Origin of the sequence: Bacillus sp. NPDC093026, from assembly GCF_044754665.1 — a bacterium.
GTDB lineage: Bacteria > Bacillota > Bacilli > Bacillales > Bacillaceae > Bacillus > Bacillus maqinnsis.
Window position 1 is genome coordinate 439,858 of sequence record NZ_JBIVPN010000002.1, and the last position, 20,098, is coordinate 459,955.

Genomic DNA, 20,098 nt, shown 5'->3' on the forward strand with positions numbered 1-20,098 from the left:
GGAGACATGATAATGTTAAAAGTAACAGAATATAAAGATAGTCAGCCTATAAATATTGAATATGATCTTTATACACCGATTAATATAGAATTCGGTAGTTGGAATATATCAAAAGAGCCAACGATATATTGGAGAACTGGAGATTTCAAGAAATCTCTAATTGAAATAGGCATAGGGAAATATACAGGCAGCCTTCGTTCAATTACACTAACATTAAGTGAGAATGTACACAAAATGGAAAGTTTGAAATTTGATCTGAAAGATATGAATATAATTAAAGGCGTACCAAATTTTCAAGTAGAAGAATATAATGATATGACCTATATAGACGAAGAAGGTAAATTAGACGTATATATAGGGATAGATAATGTATTAATTTCATTTTCAGAAAATGATACTTTATTTATTTTACAAAATGATACAGTAGGATTTGCTTTAGATAAAGATAAGGTAGTTTGTGGCATTATAATAAGTGGTATGTTAGAACATGAAAAGAAAACATTAGAAGATGCATTGAATTAGATTATTACGAAATCCAAAAAATTTAACCTTTAACTGGTGGAAATAAAATTGTATGTACATGATTACTAACAGGTTAATATCGCTAGTTGCTTCTCTGTTTTTCTCGTCTCGAAAGAGCATCATGGTATTTATATGTTTTATGGAGGTGACCTCCTATGAGGAATAACCGAAAAACAAAAATAGAAACCCTTAAAAAGAAAAAGCAGAAGAAAGCACTTATTGAACGAATAAAGCTATATGACAATTCCAGAAAACCCTTTTTTAGATATCGAAGAAAATCAATTGTTTTGTCAGAAGGTATTTACTTTCCTTCACTCGAAAGCACATAAAATTCAAATACATGGAGATAACTATCGAGAGCATATTGAAAAGTCTACACAAATGTTAAAGGAAATCGTCAGCAGGGTGAAAGTAACTCCTAAACAAGGTAGACTGATATTTTTTCGGGAGCATGAAATTGAAGCGCTGTTATTGAGTGTGAATGAATGTTTTACTCATTTAAATCAACTTCTTGAGCAAACGAAATTTTCAAGTGGATATGGGGATTTCATTTTAGTAGCAGAGGATTTTCATTTTGGGTTGTGTATAGAGCGCACAGAGTATTTTTATGAGCTAAGTACTTGGAGGCTGTGAGAGTTCATTATACTTATGATACCTCTAAAACGACAATGATCAATAACATATCCATTTATAAAAATGCTACTTAAAAACAGATGAATGCAAAGCCCTTGATTGTCTTTTAGGCAACAAGTGCTTTTTGTTTTTTATGAGAAATTTAAACTTTGAATAATTGAATTTAAAATGGTAGGCAATAAATTAGTATGGAAAGTACTTTTTCAGAGTAGCTAGAATTCCGTTTATATGGTTTTGATCATGAAATTGAGAAAAAGCCTAGAAAAACCGACTATAAGTGAATCAGTCCCAATGGACAGGGGTTTTTTATTCTCTAAATATAAAAAAAGTTTTTTGAATAGTATGAAAGCGCACTATATTAAATTTTAAGGGTAAAAAGGCATGTTTTTTTGATTTTTGATTGCTCTATTTTACTTTTATTTATACGTTTTGAAATATAAATGTAATACCATTGTGTCGATTCATGACGTATAATTGGAGTTGTTGAAATTTAGAGGATTTCAATTTTTTCATCTTTTTGGATGAAAAGGACATAAATTGCTTGTGCGTATCGAAGGGTATGTGCGTGACCATACATACGTTTTTTGCCGAAAGTTGCAAAAAACATCATTAATATGCTGACGACAGCGAATAAGAAAAGATTAGGTGATTACATGATTGAAATGAAGGAAGTCTACAAGATTTATCCTAATGGCGTAAAGGCGATCAATGGAATCAACGTCTCTATCCATCCAGGAGAGTTTGTGTATGTTGTTGGTCCCAGCGGTGCTGGTAAATCCACTTTCATCAAAATGATGTATCGTGAAGAGAAGCCAACTAAAGGGAAAATCTTAATTAATAACAAAGATCTAGGGTCGATAAAAGAAAAGGATATCCCTTATGTGAGAAGAGAGATTGGGGTTGTCTTCCAAGACTTTAAGCTTCTTCCGACACTTACAGTGTTTGAGAATGTGGCATTTGCGCTTGAAGTAATTGGTGAACAGCCTAGTATCATTAAAAAGAAAGTGCTTGATGTGCTAGATTTGGTGCAACTAAAGCACAGAGCACGTCAATTTCCTGATCAGCTGTCTGGCGGTGAACAACAGCGGGTTTCTATCGCTAGGTCAATCGTTAATAATCCTGAGGTTGTTATAGCAGATGAACCTACAGGGAACCTTGACCCGGATACGTCATGGGAAATCATGAAGACATTAGAAGAAATTAATAACCGCGGAACAACTGTCGTTATGGCAACACACAACAAAGAGATCGTAAACAGCATGAAGAGACGCGTCATCGCAATCGAAGACGGTATCATTGTGCGTGACGAAGCAAGAGGGGAGTACGGAATTTATGATTAAAACTCTCTCGCGGCATTTGCGTGAGAGCTTCCGTTCACTCGGAAGGAACACGTGGATGACGTTTGCATCTATTAGTGCGGTAACTGTCACACTTATTTTAGTTGGGGTTTTTCTTGTCATTATGCTCAACTTAAATAACATGGCATCTAACGCTGAAAAAGAAGTAGAAGTAAAAGTGTTAATTGATCTAACAGCAAATAAAAAGCAGCAAAATGAGTTAAAAGCAGAGATTGAAAAGATTCCTGAAATTAGTGATGTCAAATACTCATCAAAGGATGACGAACTGAAAGCTCTGATTAAAAGCTTTGGTGAAAATGGACAATCCATGGGACTTGTTGATCAAGAAAATCCATTAAATGATGCATTTATTGTGAAAACAACAGACCCTCATGATACACCAAAAGTAGCGAAAAAATTAGAAAATCTGAAAGGTACTTATAAAGTGACCTATGGTAAAGAAGAGGTCAGTCGACTCTTTAATGTTGTAGGAGTTGCGCGTAACGTTGGGATTGCTCTTATCATTGGGCTCCTGTTTACAGCGATGTTCTTAATCTCAAATACGATCAAAATTACGATTTTTGCTAGACGTAAAGAAATCGAGATTATGAAGCTAGTAGGTGCAACGAACTGGTTTATTCGCTGGCCGTTTTTCATCGAAGGATTACTGCTCGGTGTATTTGGTTCTATTATACCAATCGCCTTATTGCTTAGCACGTATCAATATGTTGTTGGCTGGGTGGCGCCGAGAGTCCAAGGTTCATTTATCTCAATGCTTCCATATAACCCGTTTGTCTATCAAATATCACTTATCCTTCTTTTGATTGGGGCAATCATTGGAGTGTGGGGAAGCTTAACGTCCATCCGTAAATTCTTGAAAGTATAAATATCTTATTTTGAAGGCAGCATTCGAAGATTTCTATAGAAGATGTGACCGGCTGATCCTGTTCATCCGGTCGAATCTTCATGTCGATAGTTGTCATGGGAGGGGAATATCGTTTTGAAAAGAAAGCTGATGATGGCTGGAATGGCAGCGTTTATTGGAACAACGTGGCTATACATTCCAGGGAACGAAAATCGTGCCTTCGCATACGAAGACCTAGATCAAAAACGTCAACAAATCGAAAAGAAAACATCGAATACTGAAGCAACGCTTAAGAAAAAGAAATCAGAGCTTGCAACGCTTGAAAAGAAAGAAACAAAGCTAAATCAAGAGATTGAAAAAATTGACCAAAAGTTAAGTACTGCAACTGAAAAAGTCGCTGCAAAGGAAAAAGAGGTTAAACAAACCAAACAAGAGATTCAAAAACTAAAAAAAGACATTAAGATCATCAATGAGCGAATAGAAAAAAGAAAAGCTATTTTCAAAGACCGAATTCGTTCAGTGCAAAAAAGTGGCGGTACAATCAACTATTTAGATGTGCTGCTAGGTGCTCGTAGCTTTAGTGATTTTGTGAGTCGTGTTGGGGCTGTCACAACGATTGTAGAAGCCGATAAAGACATGATTACAGAACACGAAAACGATTTAAAGCTAGTGGAGCAAAAAGAAGCAGAGCTAAATAATCAATTAAGTGGACTTGAAGCCTCTCTGAAGGAGCTTGAATCTTTAAAAAAAGAACTTTCCAAGCAGCAAAAAGAAAAAGGGAAAGTGCTTGGGCATGTGACAGAAGAAAAAGAACATGCACATGATGAACTTGGCAAGCTTGAAAATGAGAAAGACATTTTAGCAAATCAAAAAGCAGCAGTGAAGTCTGAGGAAGCTCGTCGTCAAAAGGAAGAAGCCCAGAAAGCGAAGCAAGCAGTTGCACCTGCATCAAACAGTGGAGGCTCTTCAAATCATGTGTCAGATACACCGGCAAGTAGTTCAGGTTTTATCAAACCGGCTGCCGGAAGGTTTTCTTCAGGATTTGGCGGACGTTCAGGCGGGCAGCATTACGGCTTAGATATTGCTGCGAAAGGCACAGTATCTGTCGTGGCAGCAGCATCTGGAACGGTCACCAATTCAAGCTACTCGTCTAGCTACGGGAATGTGGTATTCATTACGCACAACATGAATGGTCAAACGTATCAAACCGTGTACGCTCACTTGTCAACGAGAAGTGTTTCAACAGGACAAAGAGTCGAGCAAGGACAATTCCTTGGTTACATGGGAAATACAGGTCAGTCATACGGTCAGCACCTTCATTTTGAAATTCATAAAGGATTATGGAATGGTGCAAAATCAAATGCAGTGAATCCTGCTCAATATATACGTTAGTAAAAAGCCGATAACATCATGTTATCGGCTTTTTGCTTAGGTAGGTGCTGAATTAAAATAGCAGTAGCAATCCGGCAACAATCGGTGTTAAAAGCACTGCAGATTTCAGTAAAAGCTTCGGTGCAAGACGAGTGAATTTAGCGCCAATATATGCGCCCAATACCGTTCCAATTAAGATTTGAATTAGCAAGATAAAGTCTACATAGCCTTCTGAAATATAACCAATCCCACCTCCAATAGAGATCGGAATAATGACAAGCATGGTCGTGCCGACAGCCTGTCTGATGGACAGCTTCAGCATAATCAAAAGTCCAACTTGTATAAATGGGGCAGACCCTATGCCAAACATCCCTGACAGCATGCCAGATACGAGCCCTAAAATAATGCCTCTTGTCCAAATTTGAGGTGAAGAAAGCGGCTGCTGCTCAGCTTTCTCATTGAGGACAAATAATTTAATCATCATAAAAACAGCGGATAAAAAGAGCATGCCAGCAGTTAAATAATGCAGGCTTTCTTCTGGTATGAATGGTGCAACCTTTGCTCCTGCAAAAGAGGCAACACAAGCTAAAGCTCCGACAATCAAGCCCGATTTTAGCTGAATATTCCCTTCCCGATAGTGACTGTATGCACCAGATAATGTTGTGAAGGCCATGGCAGCTAAAGACGTTCCGAGTGCTGTATGAATCGGTACATCAAAAATCAATGTAAGCAATGCGATGACAAAACCAGCCCCGCCAGCTCCTACAAAACCTAATAATATTCCTAATAAAAGCATAGTCAATATAATATACATGACGAAGACTCCTTCTCGATCATAACAAAATAAAAATTACACTTAATGAAATGATTAGTCAAGTCTTCACGGCGAGAATGTACTTACATGAAATGCTTTCTTCTGGCATATAATAACTCAGGTCATTAGGAAGAGTTGAAGAAGGAGGCCAAATATGAAAAAACAAATCGCATCAATCATGGCAAGTGTCATCTTAATAGGAAGCGCAAGTGTTTTTACACATAAGGAGGGGACTCATGCGGAGTCGCCGGCAACACCTGTTGCAATGGCTGGACAAGTTCAATCAAGTGATCGGGCTAAAGAAGACGGAATGGAGAAAATCGAGAAAGCCTATGACCTTATCTCGAATGAATATGTGGAGGAGGTCGATCGCAAAAAGCTACTTGAAGGTGCGATTCAAGGAATGCTTTCGACATTAAATGATCCATACTCTGTGTACATGGACAAGCAAACAGCGAAACAATTTTCTGATTCGCTTGACTCATCTTTTGAAGGGATTGGTGCTGAAGTGGGGATGGATGAAGGGAAGATTATTATTGTATCAGCCTTTAAGAAATCCCCTGCAGCAAAAGCGGGTCTTAAGCCGAAAGATGAAATCATCAGCATTGATGGAGAATCGATGAAAGAAAAAAGTTTAAATGACGCAGTGTTGAAAATAAGAGGAAAAAAAGGAACGTCTGTAGCGATTAAAATTAGACGAAACGGAATGGAAAAGGATTTAACATTCCGTATTAAACGAGAAGAAATCCCGCTTGAAACCGTCTCAGCCTCTATCAAAGATGTAAAGGGTCATAAAACAGGCTATATTGCGATATCTAGCTTCTCTGAAGATACAGCGAAGGATTTCACCTCAAGTCTGAACAGGCTCGAAAAAAAGGGCATAGAGGGACTTGTGATTGATGTGAGAGGGAATCCTGGTGGATATCTACAAAGTGTAGAAGAAATATTGAAGCATTTTATCACAAAAGACCAGCCTTATATTCAAATTGCAGAACGCAATGGCGACAGGAAACGATACTTTTCAAAACGGAAAGAGAAAAAGCCTTATCCAGTCAACGTTCTCATTGACAAAGGAAGTGCATCAGCTTCTGAAATTCTCGCAGGTGCGATGAAAGAAGCGGGGAATTATGAAGTCGTAGGTGACGTTTCCTTCGGGAAAGGAACTGTACAGCAGGCAGTTCCGATGGGGGATGGCAGCAACATCAAACTGACACTTTATAAGTGGCTTACACCAAAAGGGAATTGGATACACAAAAAAGGTGTGGTGCCGACAATCGCTATTCATCAACCAGATTATTTTACGGCCGGCCCGCTTCAGTTAAAGGAGCCCCTTCAGCTGGATATGAATAATGAAGAAGTCAAACAAGCGCAGACGCTATTAAAGGCACTTGCGTTTGACCCTGGCAGATTCGATGGATATTTTGATGAAGAAACGAAAAAAGCAGTACTTGCTCTTCAAAGCACATATCATCTTGATAAAACAGGTGTGATTGATTTGAAGACAGCGGAGTTGATGAACCAGAAGGTCGATGAAGTGAAATCCTACGAAAAGAATGATCTTCAGCTACAAACTGCACTAAAAGCACTATATCTCAAAAAATAAAGAGGCCTTTATTCGCCTCTTTATTTTTTGGTTCATAAGTGTCACAAACATGTAAAAATTTATTCATAAAAATAAATTATATCGAGAAATATATTCATTTATTTTACAAAAAACATAACATTCCTTCAAATTTACCCGATAACATATTTATATAAGAGACTTTCTGTTGATTTAAACATGCCATGAAAATGAAACTTTTGAAAGTTGTATGTTACATAAATAATTCTTACAATATAAAGTAGCACTCATTTAAAATATTTTATTTTATTTTTTTGCGGATATTCAGCTTGAGCATTAAGCTGTACCGAGGTTTGCGCTTTTCTTAAAAGAACTAGTAAATGGGGGTACACAATTGAAAAGGGCAAGTATTGTGAGAGAGAAAAAATATTACGAGTTGGTAGAGGAACTTAAGAGTCGCACGAAAAATGTGACATTTTCCTCTACAAAGGCATTAAGTCTGCTCATGCTGTTAAGCAGATACTTAGTCAATTACACAACAGTAGAATCAGTCGACGAAATTGATGAAGACTGTGCTGAGATATACTTCAATTATTTAATGGATAATCACAAGAGACTTGGTATAAACTTAACCGACATTAAAAGGTCGATGCAGCTTCTTGGCGGCATACTAGATGTAGATGTCAATCACTATTTAAAGGACTTTTCACTGTCGAATGTAACACTTTGGATGAATCAGGAGAAATAAACCTGATGTCAAGCAACGATTTATTTGATAGAATAAGAGAAAATGCTTGACTTGGGCGGTGAACGATAATGAGCTCGGAATGGATGGGAGTGGGATTAAAAGCGATCGGTCTGTTTTTCATCCATCCTCTTTTTTATTTCATGATATTGATAAGCCTATTGTATGGCTATATCCGCGTGAAGCGAGAGAGAAAAGCGTTTCAAACAAGAATAGAGGATGTATACGATGAACTAAAATTTACATATTCTAAGGGATGGGTTCTAGGGATTTGTCTATCCATTGTAACAGTAGGTTTAGGGATTGCCCTGCCGCTTGGATTCATCGTGCTGGTTGCAGCTCTGACCATCGTTTTTTCTCTATTCTTTAAGGCGAGTGCGCTTTCGTCTGCATACACACTCGGTTTCAGTTTTATTGTGGCATTTGGATTGATGCATTTTCAAGTGAGCCCTTCTTGGCTGCCGCAGCTTTCAATGATGAATGCATCTGCCGTTGTTATCCTGCTAGGGTTACTATTAATAACCGAAGGTATTCTAGCATATCGAACGGCACATTTACGTACATCGCCTGCAATGGTGATGAGTGCGAGAGGACTTCTGATTGGACAGCAGCGGGCAAACCGTCTATGGCTTCTACCACTTGTCTTGCTGATGCCAGCAGGTGAATTAACATCCTCTCTGCCATGGTGGCCGGTGCTTCAAGTGCACGATCAGAGTTTTTCATTCATTTGTATTCCGTATATTATTGGCTTCGGCCAACGGATCCAAGGATCGCTGCCAATTGTCAGCATTCAAATTACTGCACGGCGTATTCTTATGCTCGGACTGGCTGTTGCATTATTAGGTGCTGCAAGTATTTGGTTTGAGCCGATTGCTTGGGGAGCTGTTGTGATGGCCATTTTAGGAAGGGCCTTTCTTTCTTGGAAGCAGAGAGTCAATGACAATGCGGCGCCTTTCTACTTCTCTAAGCGCAATCAAGGGCTGATGGTGCTGGGAACTATTCCGAATACACCCGCGGCTGATTTAAAGCTTGAGATCGGTGAAGTCATTACAAAGGTAAATGGAATTGAGGTCAAAACCGTTTCCGAGTTTTATGAAGCCCTTCAAACCAATCGGGCCCTGACAAAGCTTGAGATCATTGGCTTAAATGGTCAGACAAGATTTGAAAAACGTGCTTCTTATGAAGGTGAGCATCATCAGCTTGGGATCTTATTTGTGAAAGATGACTCGATGCAAGAACAGACCGATATTTCATCCTGAAAAGGGCTAAAATGATTTTTATTTTAGCCCTTTGTCATCTTTTATGAGCGGGAAATACTAAACTGGAGTTGATGGCGCACTCATTTCTAACCTTTTCTTAGGTGGGAAATGTTGTGGACTAACACTTATGTTATCAATGAAAACGAGACAAATTTTTCGTGAGAAGCAAGGAATTGAAATGATTACCCCTGCCTCATTGGATAAGGGGTTTTTTGTTTAAACGTGATGATCAATGTTTTTGTCTCCTTGGTCAAATGCAGAGAATATGAAATCAATTCCAATAAATAAAAAGCTGACAAAGAAAGATAAAATCAAAGTACCGTTGTTCCAAATCGACACTTTCACTAAATTTAAGTTGAGTACAAATTGAATGGAAAAATGAATAACACCCCATAAACTAATAAATTCTAAGATGTAGGTCAGCCATTCAGGGAATTTCAATAAATATGTGATGCCTTTCCCTATGAATAACATAAATATCGACCCAAAAAGGGAGAGAACACTTACCAATAATGAGAAAGTCAACAAAGAAGAAAATGAATCATAAGTTATATATTCTCCGAAAAGAAAGTTTACTCCTAAAGAGACGAAATAAAGCATGACACTAGGAATTGTGATAACAACACTTAGGGTAAATAAAATGAGTACAATAAAAAGAATAGCAGCAAATGCTCCGGGAGGTTCCTCTACAATATTTTTCTTTCTTAAAATAGTATAGATGATGATAGATATTAAAAGGAGCACTAAAATAGTCAACGAAATGACATAAGAAAAAGACATGAATATCCTCCATAAAGAAGCGCTATTTAGCACTTTTATTTTTTGTTAAAAAAGATTAATAATAAACTTTGCTAGAGTCTTAGCGACATCTCTTAGAGCACCGACTTCAATAAAAGCTTTCGTGACCTTTTTTTCTATCTTCTTTTCTCCTTTATCCATTATTTTTGCGACTTTAGCGGACTAATATCTATTGAATAGAAAAAAGTTGCGTGATCTTTTCGGTAATGAATATCCTATAAAATGATAATATATGTCATTATAGGAAGAGGTAAAGTCTTCTGTTGAATTTGAAAATTATGAATACCTTAACGCCATTACCTTCTATAAAAGAGCAGAAAAAAAGCTCTCTCTTGTAAGTGATGATATTGAAAAGCAAACCCATATGTCCATGCACCATATAGCTCAAGCAATAGAATGCTACTTTATCTCATTTCGAAAAAGTACTAGTGAAAGCCTTTGACAGTAACACGAAAAGATTAAAAGCATCTGCACTATATAATTTAGGACTCAGTTATTTCCTAACAATGAATAATCACTTGCAATGAAATACTTTAATGATTCAATGAATGCTTTTCAAGAACAAGGTTACGAACATTTAAATCGAATTTTAGACCCGTTGATGATGCTTTCTAAATCTTATTTCAAGAAAAATGAAAAGGATTTAGGTATTTGTGCATGAACGGTATAGAATTATCTGAAAGGCTAAAAGATGCTATTCTGCTGCCTATGTTCAAATTTTTAGTACTTTTGAGGCATGAGTACGGTTCAACACCGCACTCATGCCTTATTCGTTTTTAATTGTTATTGGACCCGATTTCTCATTTGGCTTTTCAGCTTTAAAGTTAGAAGCTAAAATGTTAGGCGCAACTTTACAGACTGTTCGTTTGTATGAACGATTCTTCTTCATTTGAACCATGTATTTGAGGCGTAGGGCTTCCATGGTGCATATGCGCTTGTATAGTGAAGTACGACTATTTTATATTGGATTTTAAAAAAGCTTTCTCACCACTATTACCTAGAGTTAACTTTGAATAGGTACATTCTAGTCGAGAAAGACCGTCATATCAATGTTTCTACACAATGAGATCGAGAGTTTGTGTATCAAAGACTTTATTGTAAATGTAATTACTTGAATCAAGGTAAGCTGTTCTTTTATTATAGAGGTATAATATCACTATTTCTTAAAAAAATGGAAAGAAATTGGGTTGAAGAAAAAGCGTTAAATAGAAAGGATGAACAATATGAGGGATAAAGAAATCTTAAAAAAGGAAATCATTGAAGCGCATGAATTCCGTCATGCGACAAAAGAGTTTGATCCGTCGAAAAAGATTCCAGAGGATGATTTTGCTTTTATTTTAGAAACAGGAAGACTTTCTCCAAGTTCTGTAGGATTTGAGCCATGGAAATTCCTCGTGATTCAAAATGAAGAGTTTAGAGAAAGATTAAAAGAGTATACATGGGGCGCGCAAAAGCAGCTTCCAACTGCCAGCCATTTTGTCATCATTTTGGCGAGAACGGATGCGCGCTATGATTCAGCATATGCGGAATATATCAATAAACAAATCAAGGGTATGACAGACGAGACGTTTGACATGGTGAAGGAACGCTACAAGCAATTCCAAGAGAACGATCTTCATTTGCTTGAGAATGACCGTACACTATTTGACTGGGCTTCGAAACAGACGTACATTGCACTTGGAAACATGATGACAGCAGCTGCGCAAATCGGCATTGATTCATGTCCAGTAGAAGGCTTTAGCTACGATGATATCCATCGCATTCTTGAGGAAGAAGGTTTACTTGAGGATGGTCAGTACGATATCTCGGTGATGGTGGCTTTTGGTTATCGAGTAACAGAACCGAAGCGAGGCAAAACACGCCGACCAATGGATGAAGTAGCGGTTTGGGTTCGTTAAAGGGTTGTTTGTCTGAAAAAGGATGTTGACAACAGCGTGTTTAGTCAGTATATTTAAAAAATAAAATCTTTGATAAATATAAAAGTTGATTATAAACGCTTTGACTTGAGAGTAGTAAATGAACATCCGTTTTTGAAGAGAGCTGCGGGTCGGTGCAACGCAGTAAAACGGATTCGTTGAACTCGCTCAATGAGCGGTAAGACTGAATGGATAGATAGTAAGTCTTTACGTGTGACCTCCGTTATCGGGTTTTAAGTTGGATTCAGCTATAGCTGGAATGAATAAGAGTGGTAACGCGGTTGCAAGGGTCAGTCGTCTCTTTAAGGAGATGGCTGGCCTTTTTATATGTTTTCATCTTATATTTGTCTGAAGATTCAAATTTAAAAGGAGTTATAGAAAATGGAAAAGGAACAAGTGCAATTAAAACGAACAATGACGTCAAGGCATATGATGATGCTTGCGCTTGGCGGTGCAATCGGTGCTGGCCTGTTTAAAGGAAGCAGTTCTGCCATTGATATTGCAGGTCCTGCTGTCATTTTGGCATATATGATGGGTGGTCTTATTTTATTATTTATTATGCAAGGACTTGCCGAAATGACAGTCGCACGACCTGGAGCAAGAACGTTTCGCGATTTGATTGAACCTGTATTAGGTAAATATCCGGCCTACTTTTTAGATTGGATTTATTGGAAGATGTGGGTGTTGAACATTGCAGCAGAAGCCATTGTCTCTGCAATTTTTATTCGTTACTGGTTCCCACAAGTTCCGGTTTGGATTCTTGTGTTAATCATTTCACTTACCGTGACGTTAATCAATGTCTGTTCTGTGCAAATGTTTGCTGAGACAGAGTATTGGTTAACTTCAGTTAAGATTGCCGTGATTATTTTATTTATGATCATTGGTTTAACCATGTTGTTTGTCTCATTCGGACAGCATACAGCACCCGGCTTATCCAATTTAACCGAACACGGTGGGTTTTTCCCTAATGGCACTGGTGGACTAATTGCAGCGATGCTTGTCGTGGTTTATTCCTATGGCGGAACCGAAATGATCGGTGTCACATTAGCGGAAACGAAAAATCCTGAAAAGGTGATCCCAAAAGCGATTCAAAGTACATTTGTCCGGATTATTGGTTTCTATGTCTTGCCTTTCTTTATCATTGTCAGCTTAATCCCGTGGAATCAGGTGAACAATGAACAAGTGAGTCCATTCGTTACAGTGTTTGCATCCATTGGAGTGCCATATGCGAGTGACATCATGAACGGCATCATTTTACTTGCCATTCTGTCTTCTATGAACTCTGGTCTGTATGCTTCATCAAGGGTGCTCTATACGCAGGCGATGGACGGTCGTGTATGGAAAGGCTTCTCAAAGCTTTCAAAGCAGCAAGTACCTGTAAGAGCTATTCTTATTTGTACTTCTACATTGTATGCGGCTGTGTTGATCTCTCTTTTTGTAGGAAGTCAAACCTTTCATTACTTAATGGGGTCTTTAAGTTATACGGTCTTATTTATTTGGTTTATTATTGCAGTTGGTCATTTGAAATCTCGCCGCGTGAAAGCGCCAGGGGACTATCGCGTAAAATTTTACCCGATCACGACGTGGTTTTCTGTGATTGCAATTATTGCCATTTTTATCGGTGTTGTTTCAACGACACCAATTGTACAAACCTTTGTAACAATGGGGATTTATCTCATCATTACGCTTTCTTTCTTTATCAAAAGGGAGCGTTTTGAAACATCGTCGGCTTAATGGAAAAAGCGTGCAGGACCTACCTATTGAACAGGTCTCGCACGCTTTTTTTAATGTTGATTATAATGTTTGAAATGAACTGGTGATTGAACCGACTGGGGTTTTGACTGAAGTCCGTAGCTTTCTCTGACAATGTAAAGCGGTCGATCTTTTGCTTCATCATAAATTCTGCCAATGTATTCCCCGATCAACCCTAGCATAAAGAGTATGATCCCACTAAAGAAAAGCTGTATGACGATTAAAGAACTCCAGCCAGTAATCGTACTATTTGTAAAGAGCTTTAAGTATAAAACAAGAAACATGGAAATGAATCCAATGGCAGAAAGCGCAATACCTGTAACGCTTGCCAGCTTTAAAGGCTTATAGGAAAAGGAAGTAATACCGTCCATTGAGAGCTTGAGCATTTTTTTGAGCGGATACTTTGTTTCTCCTGCCAGTCGTTCATCTCGTACATATTCTACAGCGGTTTGTTTGAAGCCGACCCAGCTAACTAAGCCACGAACAAATGGATTCTTCTCTCGTACTTTTCTCATTTCTTGACATACCTTACGATCCATCAGTCTGAAATCACCGGTGTCGATTGGAATGTCCACTTCAGTGATTTTACGTAAAATCCGGTAAAAAAGAGCGGCCGTTTGTTTTTTGAAAAAAGTTTCTCCCTTTCTTTTCGTACGGACGGCATATACAACTTCATAGCCTTCCTTCCATTTTTCAATCATTTCTAATATCAATTCGGGAGGATCTTGTAAATCTGCGTCAATCACCACAACGGCATTTCCTTTTGCATAATCCATCCCAGCTGTTATCGCTATTTGATGTCCAAAATTACGAGAAAAATCAATTAATTTCACATTCGGATCAGTCTGACAGTATCCTTTAATCAGTTCAGCTGTTCGATCTATGCTGCCGTCATTGACGAAGAGAAGCTCATACGTTTCTCCTGTCGAATCCATGACAGTCTTAAGTCGCTGATAGGATTCATGGATTACAAGTTCTTCATTATAGACGGGTACAACAACAGAATACTGTATACTTTTTTCCATCAGCCATTTCCTCCTTCTTTATTAGTCAACAGACAGTTCGTAAAGTGTGCCGCTTCCCATTCCACCCATTCGACCCATTCCACCGTTTGACTGACTATTTTGATCAGACTGTTGGTTGTTTGAACGACTCGTTTGTTGATTCGTTGTGGATGAAGATGTGTTCTGCCATTTAGAAGTAGCCACTTTTTTGCCATTTTTCTGAATCCAAGTCAGAATGTCTGAACTTCCACCTCTCATGCCGGAGATATAGAAGTATTTGATCTTTCCTTCCTTGACCAACTCTTTAAACTCACTAAGCGTTAGAATGTTGTCAGATCCACTAAATCCACCGAGTGCCATGACGGCTTTCCCTGTTTTAATGATGTAGGGAGAGGCAGTGGTTGCATCTGTTGTGCCAAACAGGAATTCTTCACCAGTGTTATTTTTCTCAAGATAGCTGATCAGCTTTTCATTCACCTGTGAGCTCATGCTTCCACTTGAAGACGCAAGCTGAGGACCGGCCTCTGGTAGCATGCTGTTCCCTCCATATAGAAGCGGTGTGCTTGCCCAATACAGCGGGGTGATCAGCATGCCAAGGATAGCGACGAGCGAAATCAATTGTTTTAGCTTTTCTTTTCCTTTTGTAAAGAGCAGTGCAAGGACTGTGCCTACCCCGAGTATACCGACTGCAATGCTAAGTCCATACCCGATTGTGTTTGTAAAGGTGGATAAGATATATATTTCAAATGCTGTCGTTCCCAAAATTGCAACCGGAAGTAGCCATTTTTTTATGCCAGTTTCTGTTTGAAACAGCCTAGTCATGGCTACCCAGCCTGCTCCGGCTAATACAGCAATTGGTGGTGCAAGCATGATTAAATAATAATGATGGAAAAATCCTGCCACACTGAAGAATACAGCAACTGGTACGAGCCAAGCGACCCAGAATAACGTTTCCTTTTGCTTTGTGTTGAGACGTCTTCTTTCAAAGACAGTTGAAAGGAAGATGCCAACAGTGCCAAAGAGTGCAAATGGTAGCAGCCAGCTGATTTGATCGGACAGCTCGGATTGGAACAAACGTAACGGGCCTTTTGTTCCTGTGCCAAACATGCCAGAGCCATTCCCCATTTTTCCACCTCCGCCACTTGGAGGACCATCACCGTTTCCACCAGGCATCTCAGGTGGAGTCGCGTCATATGAATTGCTTGGAGGTCCTTGCATAGATGGTCGATCTTGGCTTGAAGACTGGTTTGAGTTGTCTGTATTGTTTTGATTTGCATCAGTTGGTGGTTGAGGTACTGCTGATGAATTGTTTTCGTTTTGCTGAGCACCTTGCTGTGAAGGGGGTTGACCTTTACCCTCACTCGAGCCGCCGCCCATAGACTGCTGACCAGTCAGCCGCTGAAGTCCGTTATAACCAAAAGCTAGTTCTAAAGCAGAGTTGGTTTGACTTGACCCCATGTAAGGGCGTTTATCTTTCGAGGTGAGATCAACCGCTATGGACCATGATGCGGATACACCTAAAAGGACAATCATTGAAACCATCAGTGAAAGCAATTTTCTCTTCCATGTTGTTCGATAAGCAATGATGTAAAAAAGTACTAATGCGGGCACGATCATATAGGCTTGTAACATTTTTGTATTAAAGCCGATGCCAATCATTGCAAACGAGGCGATCGCCCAAAGAACTTTTTGCTGTCTTACCGCCTTAAACATCATTCCTGTTGCCAGTAAAAGAATAAAGACAAGCAAGCTGTCAATGTTGTTTGTACGAGATACAGCAACCGCTATCGGAGTACAAGCCATGATCAATGCAGCCAATCTTGCCGCTACCTGACCGAAAGTCGGTTTAACAAGACGATAGATCAGATAAACTGACCCAATGCCGGCTAAAGCCTGAGGTAAGATAACACTCCAGCCATGTAGACCAAATATTTTGGCACTGATCGTTTGTAGCCAGAAGGCAAGCGGTGGTTTATCCACCGTGACATATCCTGCTGGATCGAAGGAGGCAAAGAAGAAATTATGCCAACTTTGCATCATACTTGTAACGGCTGCTGTATAATACGCATTTACCGTATCATCTTTCCAAATATGATAAATGTTTAAGATGGCAGATAAGATCAGTATGAAAAATAAATAAATATCAAATTTTTGAAGACGTTTGGTCAAAAGCATGTCACTCCTTTTTCTTAACTTGAAAAAAGTGTAACAAGCAAATATGAATAAATTGTTAATAAAAAAAGGCCAATTCTTTATTTTTCAAGAAAATAAAAAAATAGCTCTTGTTGAAAAAGAGCTGTTAGGAGAAAATGGAGGGATGACGGGTTCAATATGAAGAAGCGAACAGTTTGTTAGCTGATATTGACATCTATTTTAAAAGATATAAAATGAGGCTGCCATTGTGGAAGCTCTTCTCACTGGATTATCAAATTTTCATTGAATGCTGCATTGGCAATCGAATGGTAGCTATCGTGCCTACTCCTGGCTCAGATTGAATATCAAAAGTGCCATGATGTTTTTTAATAATTTGATAGACAATAGCTAGTCCAAGACCAGAACCACCGTCTTTTCTCGTTCTGGCCTTATTCACACGATAAAATCGCTCTGATACGTGTGGAAGATCTTCTTCTGGTATTCCGTTGCCTTCATCTGTCACTCGTAATTCGGCAACGTTTTGTTGAACATTTAATTCAATTGAAATCGATTTCCCCGAAGGAGTATAATGAATGGCATTGTCCAGCAAATTTCGAACCACTTGTTGAAGTCGATCGCTATCACCATAAATAATACAATCCTCTTGAAGCGTTCGTTTGAGGGTAATGCCTTTCTGACTAGCTATGAATTCCACTTGATCAAGAACATCATGGATAAGCTGTGCAAAGACAATAGGTTCCGTCGTAAGAGGATAAGAATCCCCCTCTAGCTGTGCAAGATCTAAAAGGTCGTGAACGAGTCGACTTAAACGTGTAGCCTCATCTTGGATCATTTGCATTCCTTTCTTTTGATCAATGACACCCTCTTCAATTCCTTCGGCGTATCCTTTCATATAACTTAAAGGAGTTCTGAGTTCGTGAGATACATTAGCAAGAAACTCCCTACGTTGCTGCTCAACCTTTTCAAGAGTAGAGGACAGCTTATTAAAGGAACGACTTAGTTGATGTAACTCATCACCTTTTTTGGTGACAGCCATTCGTTTTGAAAAATCGCCTGATTCCATTTCTATTGCAATTTCTTTCATTTTATTAATTGTTCTCACAACTTGATTGGAGCTCTTATATCCAATAAAGAAAATAAGTAGCAAGATACTTAAAATAGATAGTCCAAGTGTCAGCCTAATTTGTACAAAGGGTTCATAAACATCAGACAATGGCATGGAAAGAAAAATCACACCGGACAAATCATTCTTGTTTTTAAAAACAGGGATGGCAATACCGAGAATATCTTGATGAAACTGAGGGTGTTCTCTGATTAACACGACAGTTTTCCCTTGGAGCAGTTTTTGACGCTCCTTGAAAGTGATGAGATTATCATTTGTGTTGGTGTCAAAAGGGATACCGCTTGAAAGCTCCATTGGGTCATCTGTAAAAATAATATTTGCTTGACTTGATTCATTGGCCCATTTGATTCTATCGGCAAAGTATGTATCTTTGCCGTGTGTGTGATAGACCTCTGCCAGCTTTTTTCCTTGTAGACTTAAGGATTCAATCTGTTTATCTATATATAATTGTTGATATAAGTAATAGGTAAGTGCCAGAGCTGAGGCTGCAACAATAACGATAACGGCAAGGATGAATAAAAGCACTTTCTTTTTAATAGATAATGGCTTCATTTGTCCTCCTCAAACTTATAACCAACGCCCCAAACCGTCTTCACATATCGTTCAGCGCCCTTTAATTTCAGTCTCAATGTTTTAATATGTGTATCCACTGTTCTCAAAGAGCCATTGGAAGAGTGAGATTCCCACAATTTCTGATAGAGCTGTTCGCGGGAAAAAACTTGTCCTTGATTGAGCAGAAGAAACATGAGTAAATCATATTCTCTTCTTGTTAAATTAATAGGCTTTTGATGAAGGTATACTTGTCTTCCATCTTGATCTATTTCAATTTCACCTATCTGCATTCGGCTTCGTTTTAGGGATAGTCCTCTAATTCTTCTTAAAGTCGTTTCAATCCTTGCAGAGAGCTCACGTAGGCTGAAAGGTTTCATAATATAATCATCCGCTCCTATTTCAAGACCTTTAATTCGATCCTCCTCACTACTTCTTGCGGTTAGAAACAAAATGGGGATTTGAGATGATTTTCGAATGTGTTGACACACTTCAAATCCATCCATATTGGGCATCATAATATCCAATACAATAAGATCAACGGGTTCATTTTCAAGTTGATTTAATGCGTCAATGCCATTACTTGCTTTTGTGATGTGAAAGCCCTGTTTCTGCAAAAAGGAGCCAATTAATTCAAGCATATCTAACTCATCATCTACTATTAAAATATGCATTTGTTCTTTCATTTCTTTTCCTCCAACTTGATTGCATAGGGTCCTGAAGGGATATGCAGTCGGTTTTTCATCATAAATGTGTTTTTGTCGATAACTGATATTGAGTTATCATCTAAATTACTCACGTATATTGATGATGCACCGGCCGTTATATAATTTGGATTTTGTCCAGTTTCAACAGAAGCAAGTTGTTTATTCGCCTCAGTATCGACTTTGTAGAGCGTATGGTCTCCGTGGCATAATACATATAAAATGGAAGAACCCTTCTCTGAAAAAAATGCAACTGGCATGACACCTAGTTTGATTTCACGCTGTTGTTTACCTGTCTTTGGGTCATAAGCGAAGATACTTTTATTTAAGCTACCGGGTTTGCCGTGTCCCCCTACCCAAATTGAATGACCATCGAAATGAATACCAGAAGGTCGTTCCAGCACAGAGATTGTTCGAATATTTTTTTCTTTTTCTGTATCTATGACTGAAACGGTGTGACTTTCAGCATTTAGAACAAACAGAGTTCCTGAAGGAGAAAGCGTCATAGAGGAGGGAAGTTTCCCAGTTTTCACCGTTGCTTTGACTTTTTTAAGTTGAGTGTCAATAAAATAAATCACGTTTTTCTCCGAATCTGCTACAAACAAGGTGTGCGATGTAGAATCGTATGTAAGTGAAGTCAGCCCTTCTTTCATATTCATATAATCCGTTGCTGTTCCCTTTTTTAAGTTAATTTCAATGAGAGATTGATCTTCTTTACTTGTTGCAATCATCAGATCATTGTTGATTTGAATGAAGTCAGTCAGTGGGTGTTTTAAATGAACGGAAGAGACAATCTTACTCTTTTGCAAATCGATAATTGAAAAGGATGCTTTTTTCAATTGTGAGACAACAGCGATCGATTGAGAGCTGCTAGGTGGTGTGAATTGCTGGTCTTTTCCACAGCCTGTTATGAAAATCAGCAGAGCTAACAAGTAGATCAAGTAATATTTCACACGTTTCATCCTTCTCCTCCTTTGCGTCCTCTATTTTC

Annotated in this window: 17 protein-coding genes and 1 other annotated feature; of the genes, 10 read left to right on the forward strand and 7 right to left on the reverse strand. The window is 38.5% G+C overall.

Annotated features, from left to right (window positions below; all coding sequences use genetic code 11):
• Window positions 1-12: 12 nt before the first annotated feature.
• The 5 genes from ACIQCE_RS07150 (at window position 13) to ACIQCE_RS07170 (ending at window position 4,749) form a co-directional block, all read left to right on the forward strand.
• Window positions 13-522, forward strand: coding sequence for a hypothetical protein (locus ACIQCE_RS07150; protein WP_400494187.1), 510 nt, complete (start codon window positions 13-15; stop codon window positions 520-522).
• A 237-nt stretch (window positions 523-759) separates the two neighbouring features.
• Window positions 760-1,155, forward strand: a complete 396-nt coding sequence (locus ACIQCE_RS07155; RefSeq protein WP_400494188.1) for a YxiF family protein — start codon at window positions 760-762, stop codon at window positions 1,153-1,155.
• Between the two features lie 653 nt (window positions 1,156-1,808).
• A complete protein-coding gene (ftsE, locus tag ACIQCE_RS07160; protein WP_353856672.1) occupies window positions 1,809-2,495 on the forward strand; it encodes a cell division ATP-binding protein FtsE in 687 nt (228 codons plus the stop codon).
• Window positions 2,488-3,378 (forward strand): permease-like cell division protein FtsX, encoded by an 891-nt coding sequence (gene ftsX, locus ACIQCE_RS07165; RefSeq protein ID WP_353854460.1) that lies wholly within the window; start codon window positions 2,488-2,490, stop codon window positions 3,376-3,378. Before ftsE ends, ftsX begins: the two co-directional genes overlap by 8 nt.
• A 114-nt stretch (window positions 3,379-3,492) precedes the next feature.
• The gene (locus tag ACIQCE_RS07170; RefSeq protein WP_400494189.1) at window positions 3,493-4,749 is read left to right on the forward strand and encodes a murein hydrolase activator EnvC family protein; all 1,257 of its coding nucleotides are present in this window, start codon (window positions 3,493-3,495) and stop codon (window positions 4,747-4,749) included.
• A gap of 52 nt (window positions 4,750-4,801) precedes the next feature.
• Here the strand turns inward: ACIQCE_RS07170 and ACIQCE_RS07175 are convergent, their stop codons facing one another.
• The gene (locus ACIQCE_RS07175) at window positions 4,802-5,542 is read right to left on the reverse strand and encodes a sulfite exporter TauE/SafE family protein (RefSeq protein ID WP_400494190.1); all 741 of its coding nucleotides are present in this window, start codon (window positions 5,540-5,542) and stop codon (window positions 4,802-4,804) included.
• A 154-nt stretch (window positions 5,543-5,696) separates the two neighbouring features.
• Between ACIQCE_RS07175 and ctpB the strand changes: the two genes are divergently transcribed.
• From ctpB to ACIQCE_RS07190, 3 genes are all read left to right on the forward strand, one after another.
• A complete protein-coding gene (gene ctpB / locus ACIQCE_RS07180; protein WP_400494191.1) occupies window positions 5,697-7,145 on the forward strand; it encodes a carboxy-terminal processing protease CtpB in 1,449 nt (482 codons plus the stop codon).
• 352 nt (window positions 7,146-7,497) lie between these two features.
• Complete coding sequence (locus ACIQCE_RS07185) at window positions 7,498-7,851, forward strand: swarming motility protein SwrAA (RefSeq protein ID WP_353854464.1); 354 nt, start codon at window positions 7,498-7,500, stop codon at window positions 7,849-7,851.
• Between the two features lie 68 nt (window positions 7,852-7,919).
• Window positions 7,920-9,107 carry a PDZ domain-containing protein gene (locus tag ACIQCE_RS07190; protein WP_400494192.1) on the forward strand — a complete coding sequence of 396 codons (1,188 nt, stop codon included), beginning with the start codon at window positions 7,920-7,922 and terminating at the stop codon, window positions 9,105-9,107.
• 216 nt (window positions 9,108-9,323) lie between these two features.
• Here ACIQCE_RS07190 and ACIQCE_RS07195 read toward each other — a convergent pair whose 3' ends face one another.
• On the reverse strand, window positions 9,324-9,887 hold the full coding sequence (locus ACIQCE_RS07195; RefSeq protein ID WP_400494193.1) for a hypothetical protein: 564 nt from the start codon (window positions 9,885-9,887) through the stop codon (window positions 9,324-9,326).
• Window positions 9,888-11,128: 1,241 nt separating this feature from the next.
• Between ACIQCE_RS07195 and ACIQCE_RS07200 the strand changes: the two genes are divergently transcribed.
• Together ACIQCE_RS07200 and ACIQCE_RS07205 are read left to right on the forward strand one after the other, a co-directional pair.
• A complete protein-coding gene (locus ACIQCE_RS07200) occupies window positions 11,129-11,803 on the forward strand; it encodes an NAD(P)H-dependent oxidoreductase (RefSeq protein ID WP_400494194.1) in 675 nt (224 codons plus the stop codon).
• A gap of 91 nt (window positions 11,804-11,894) precedes the next feature.
• Window positions 11,895-12,126, forward strand: a binding site (T-box leader).
• Window positions 12,127-12,202: 76 nt separating this feature from the next.
• Window positions 12,203-13,555, forward strand: coding sequence for an amino acid permease (locus tag ACIQCE_RS07205; RefSeq protein WP_400494195.1), 1,353 nt, complete (start codon window positions 12,203-12,205; stop codon window positions 13,553-13,555).
• A 50-nt stretch (window positions 13,556-13,605) separates the two neighbouring features.
• On the opposite strand, the gene ACIQCE_RS07210 is transcribed toward ACIQCE_RS07205, so the two are convergent.
• From ACIQCE_RS07210 to ACIQCE_RS07230, 5 genes are all read right to left on the reverse strand, one after another.
• Window positions 13,606-14,598 carry a glycosyltransferase family 2 protein gene (locus ACIQCE_RS07210; protein ID WP_400494196.1) on the reverse strand — a complete coding sequence of 331 codons (993 nt, stop codon included), beginning with the start codon at window positions 14,596-14,598 and terminating at the stop codon, window positions 13,606-13,608.
• A gap of 21 nt (window positions 14,599-14,619) precedes the next feature.
• Window positions 14,620-16,746, reverse strand: coding sequence for an ArnT family glycosyltransferase (locus tag ACIQCE_RS07215; RefSeq protein ID WP_400494197.1), 2,127 nt, complete (start codon window positions 16,744-16,746; stop codon window positions 14,620-14,622).
• 256 nt (window positions 16,747-17,002) lie between these two features.
• The gene (locus tag ACIQCE_RS07220) at window positions 17,003-18,406 is read right to left on the reverse strand and encodes a sensor histidine kinase (protein ID WP_400494198.1); all 1,404 of its coding nucleotides are present in this window, start codon (window positions 18,404-18,406) and stop codon (window positions 17,003-17,005) included.
• Window positions 18,403-19,089 carry a response regulator transcription factor gene (locus ACIQCE_RS07225; RefSeq protein WP_400494199.1) on the reverse strand — a complete coding sequence of 229 codons (687 nt, stop codon included), beginning with the start codon at window positions 19,087-19,089 and terminating at the stop codon, window positions 18,403-18,405. Before ACIQCE_RS07225 ends, ACIQCE_RS07220 begins: the two co-directional genes overlap by 4 nt.
• Window positions 19,086-20,069: a YncE family protein gene (locus tag ACIQCE_RS07230; RefSeq protein ID WP_400494200.1), complete on the reverse strand. Its 984-nt coding sequence runs from the start codon at window positions 20,067-20,069 to the stop codon at window positions 19,086-19,088. The genes ACIQCE_RS07225 and ACIQCE_RS07230 overlap by 4 nt, the downstream gene beginning before the upstream one ends.
• Window positions 20,070-20,098 lie beyond the last annotated feature (29 nt).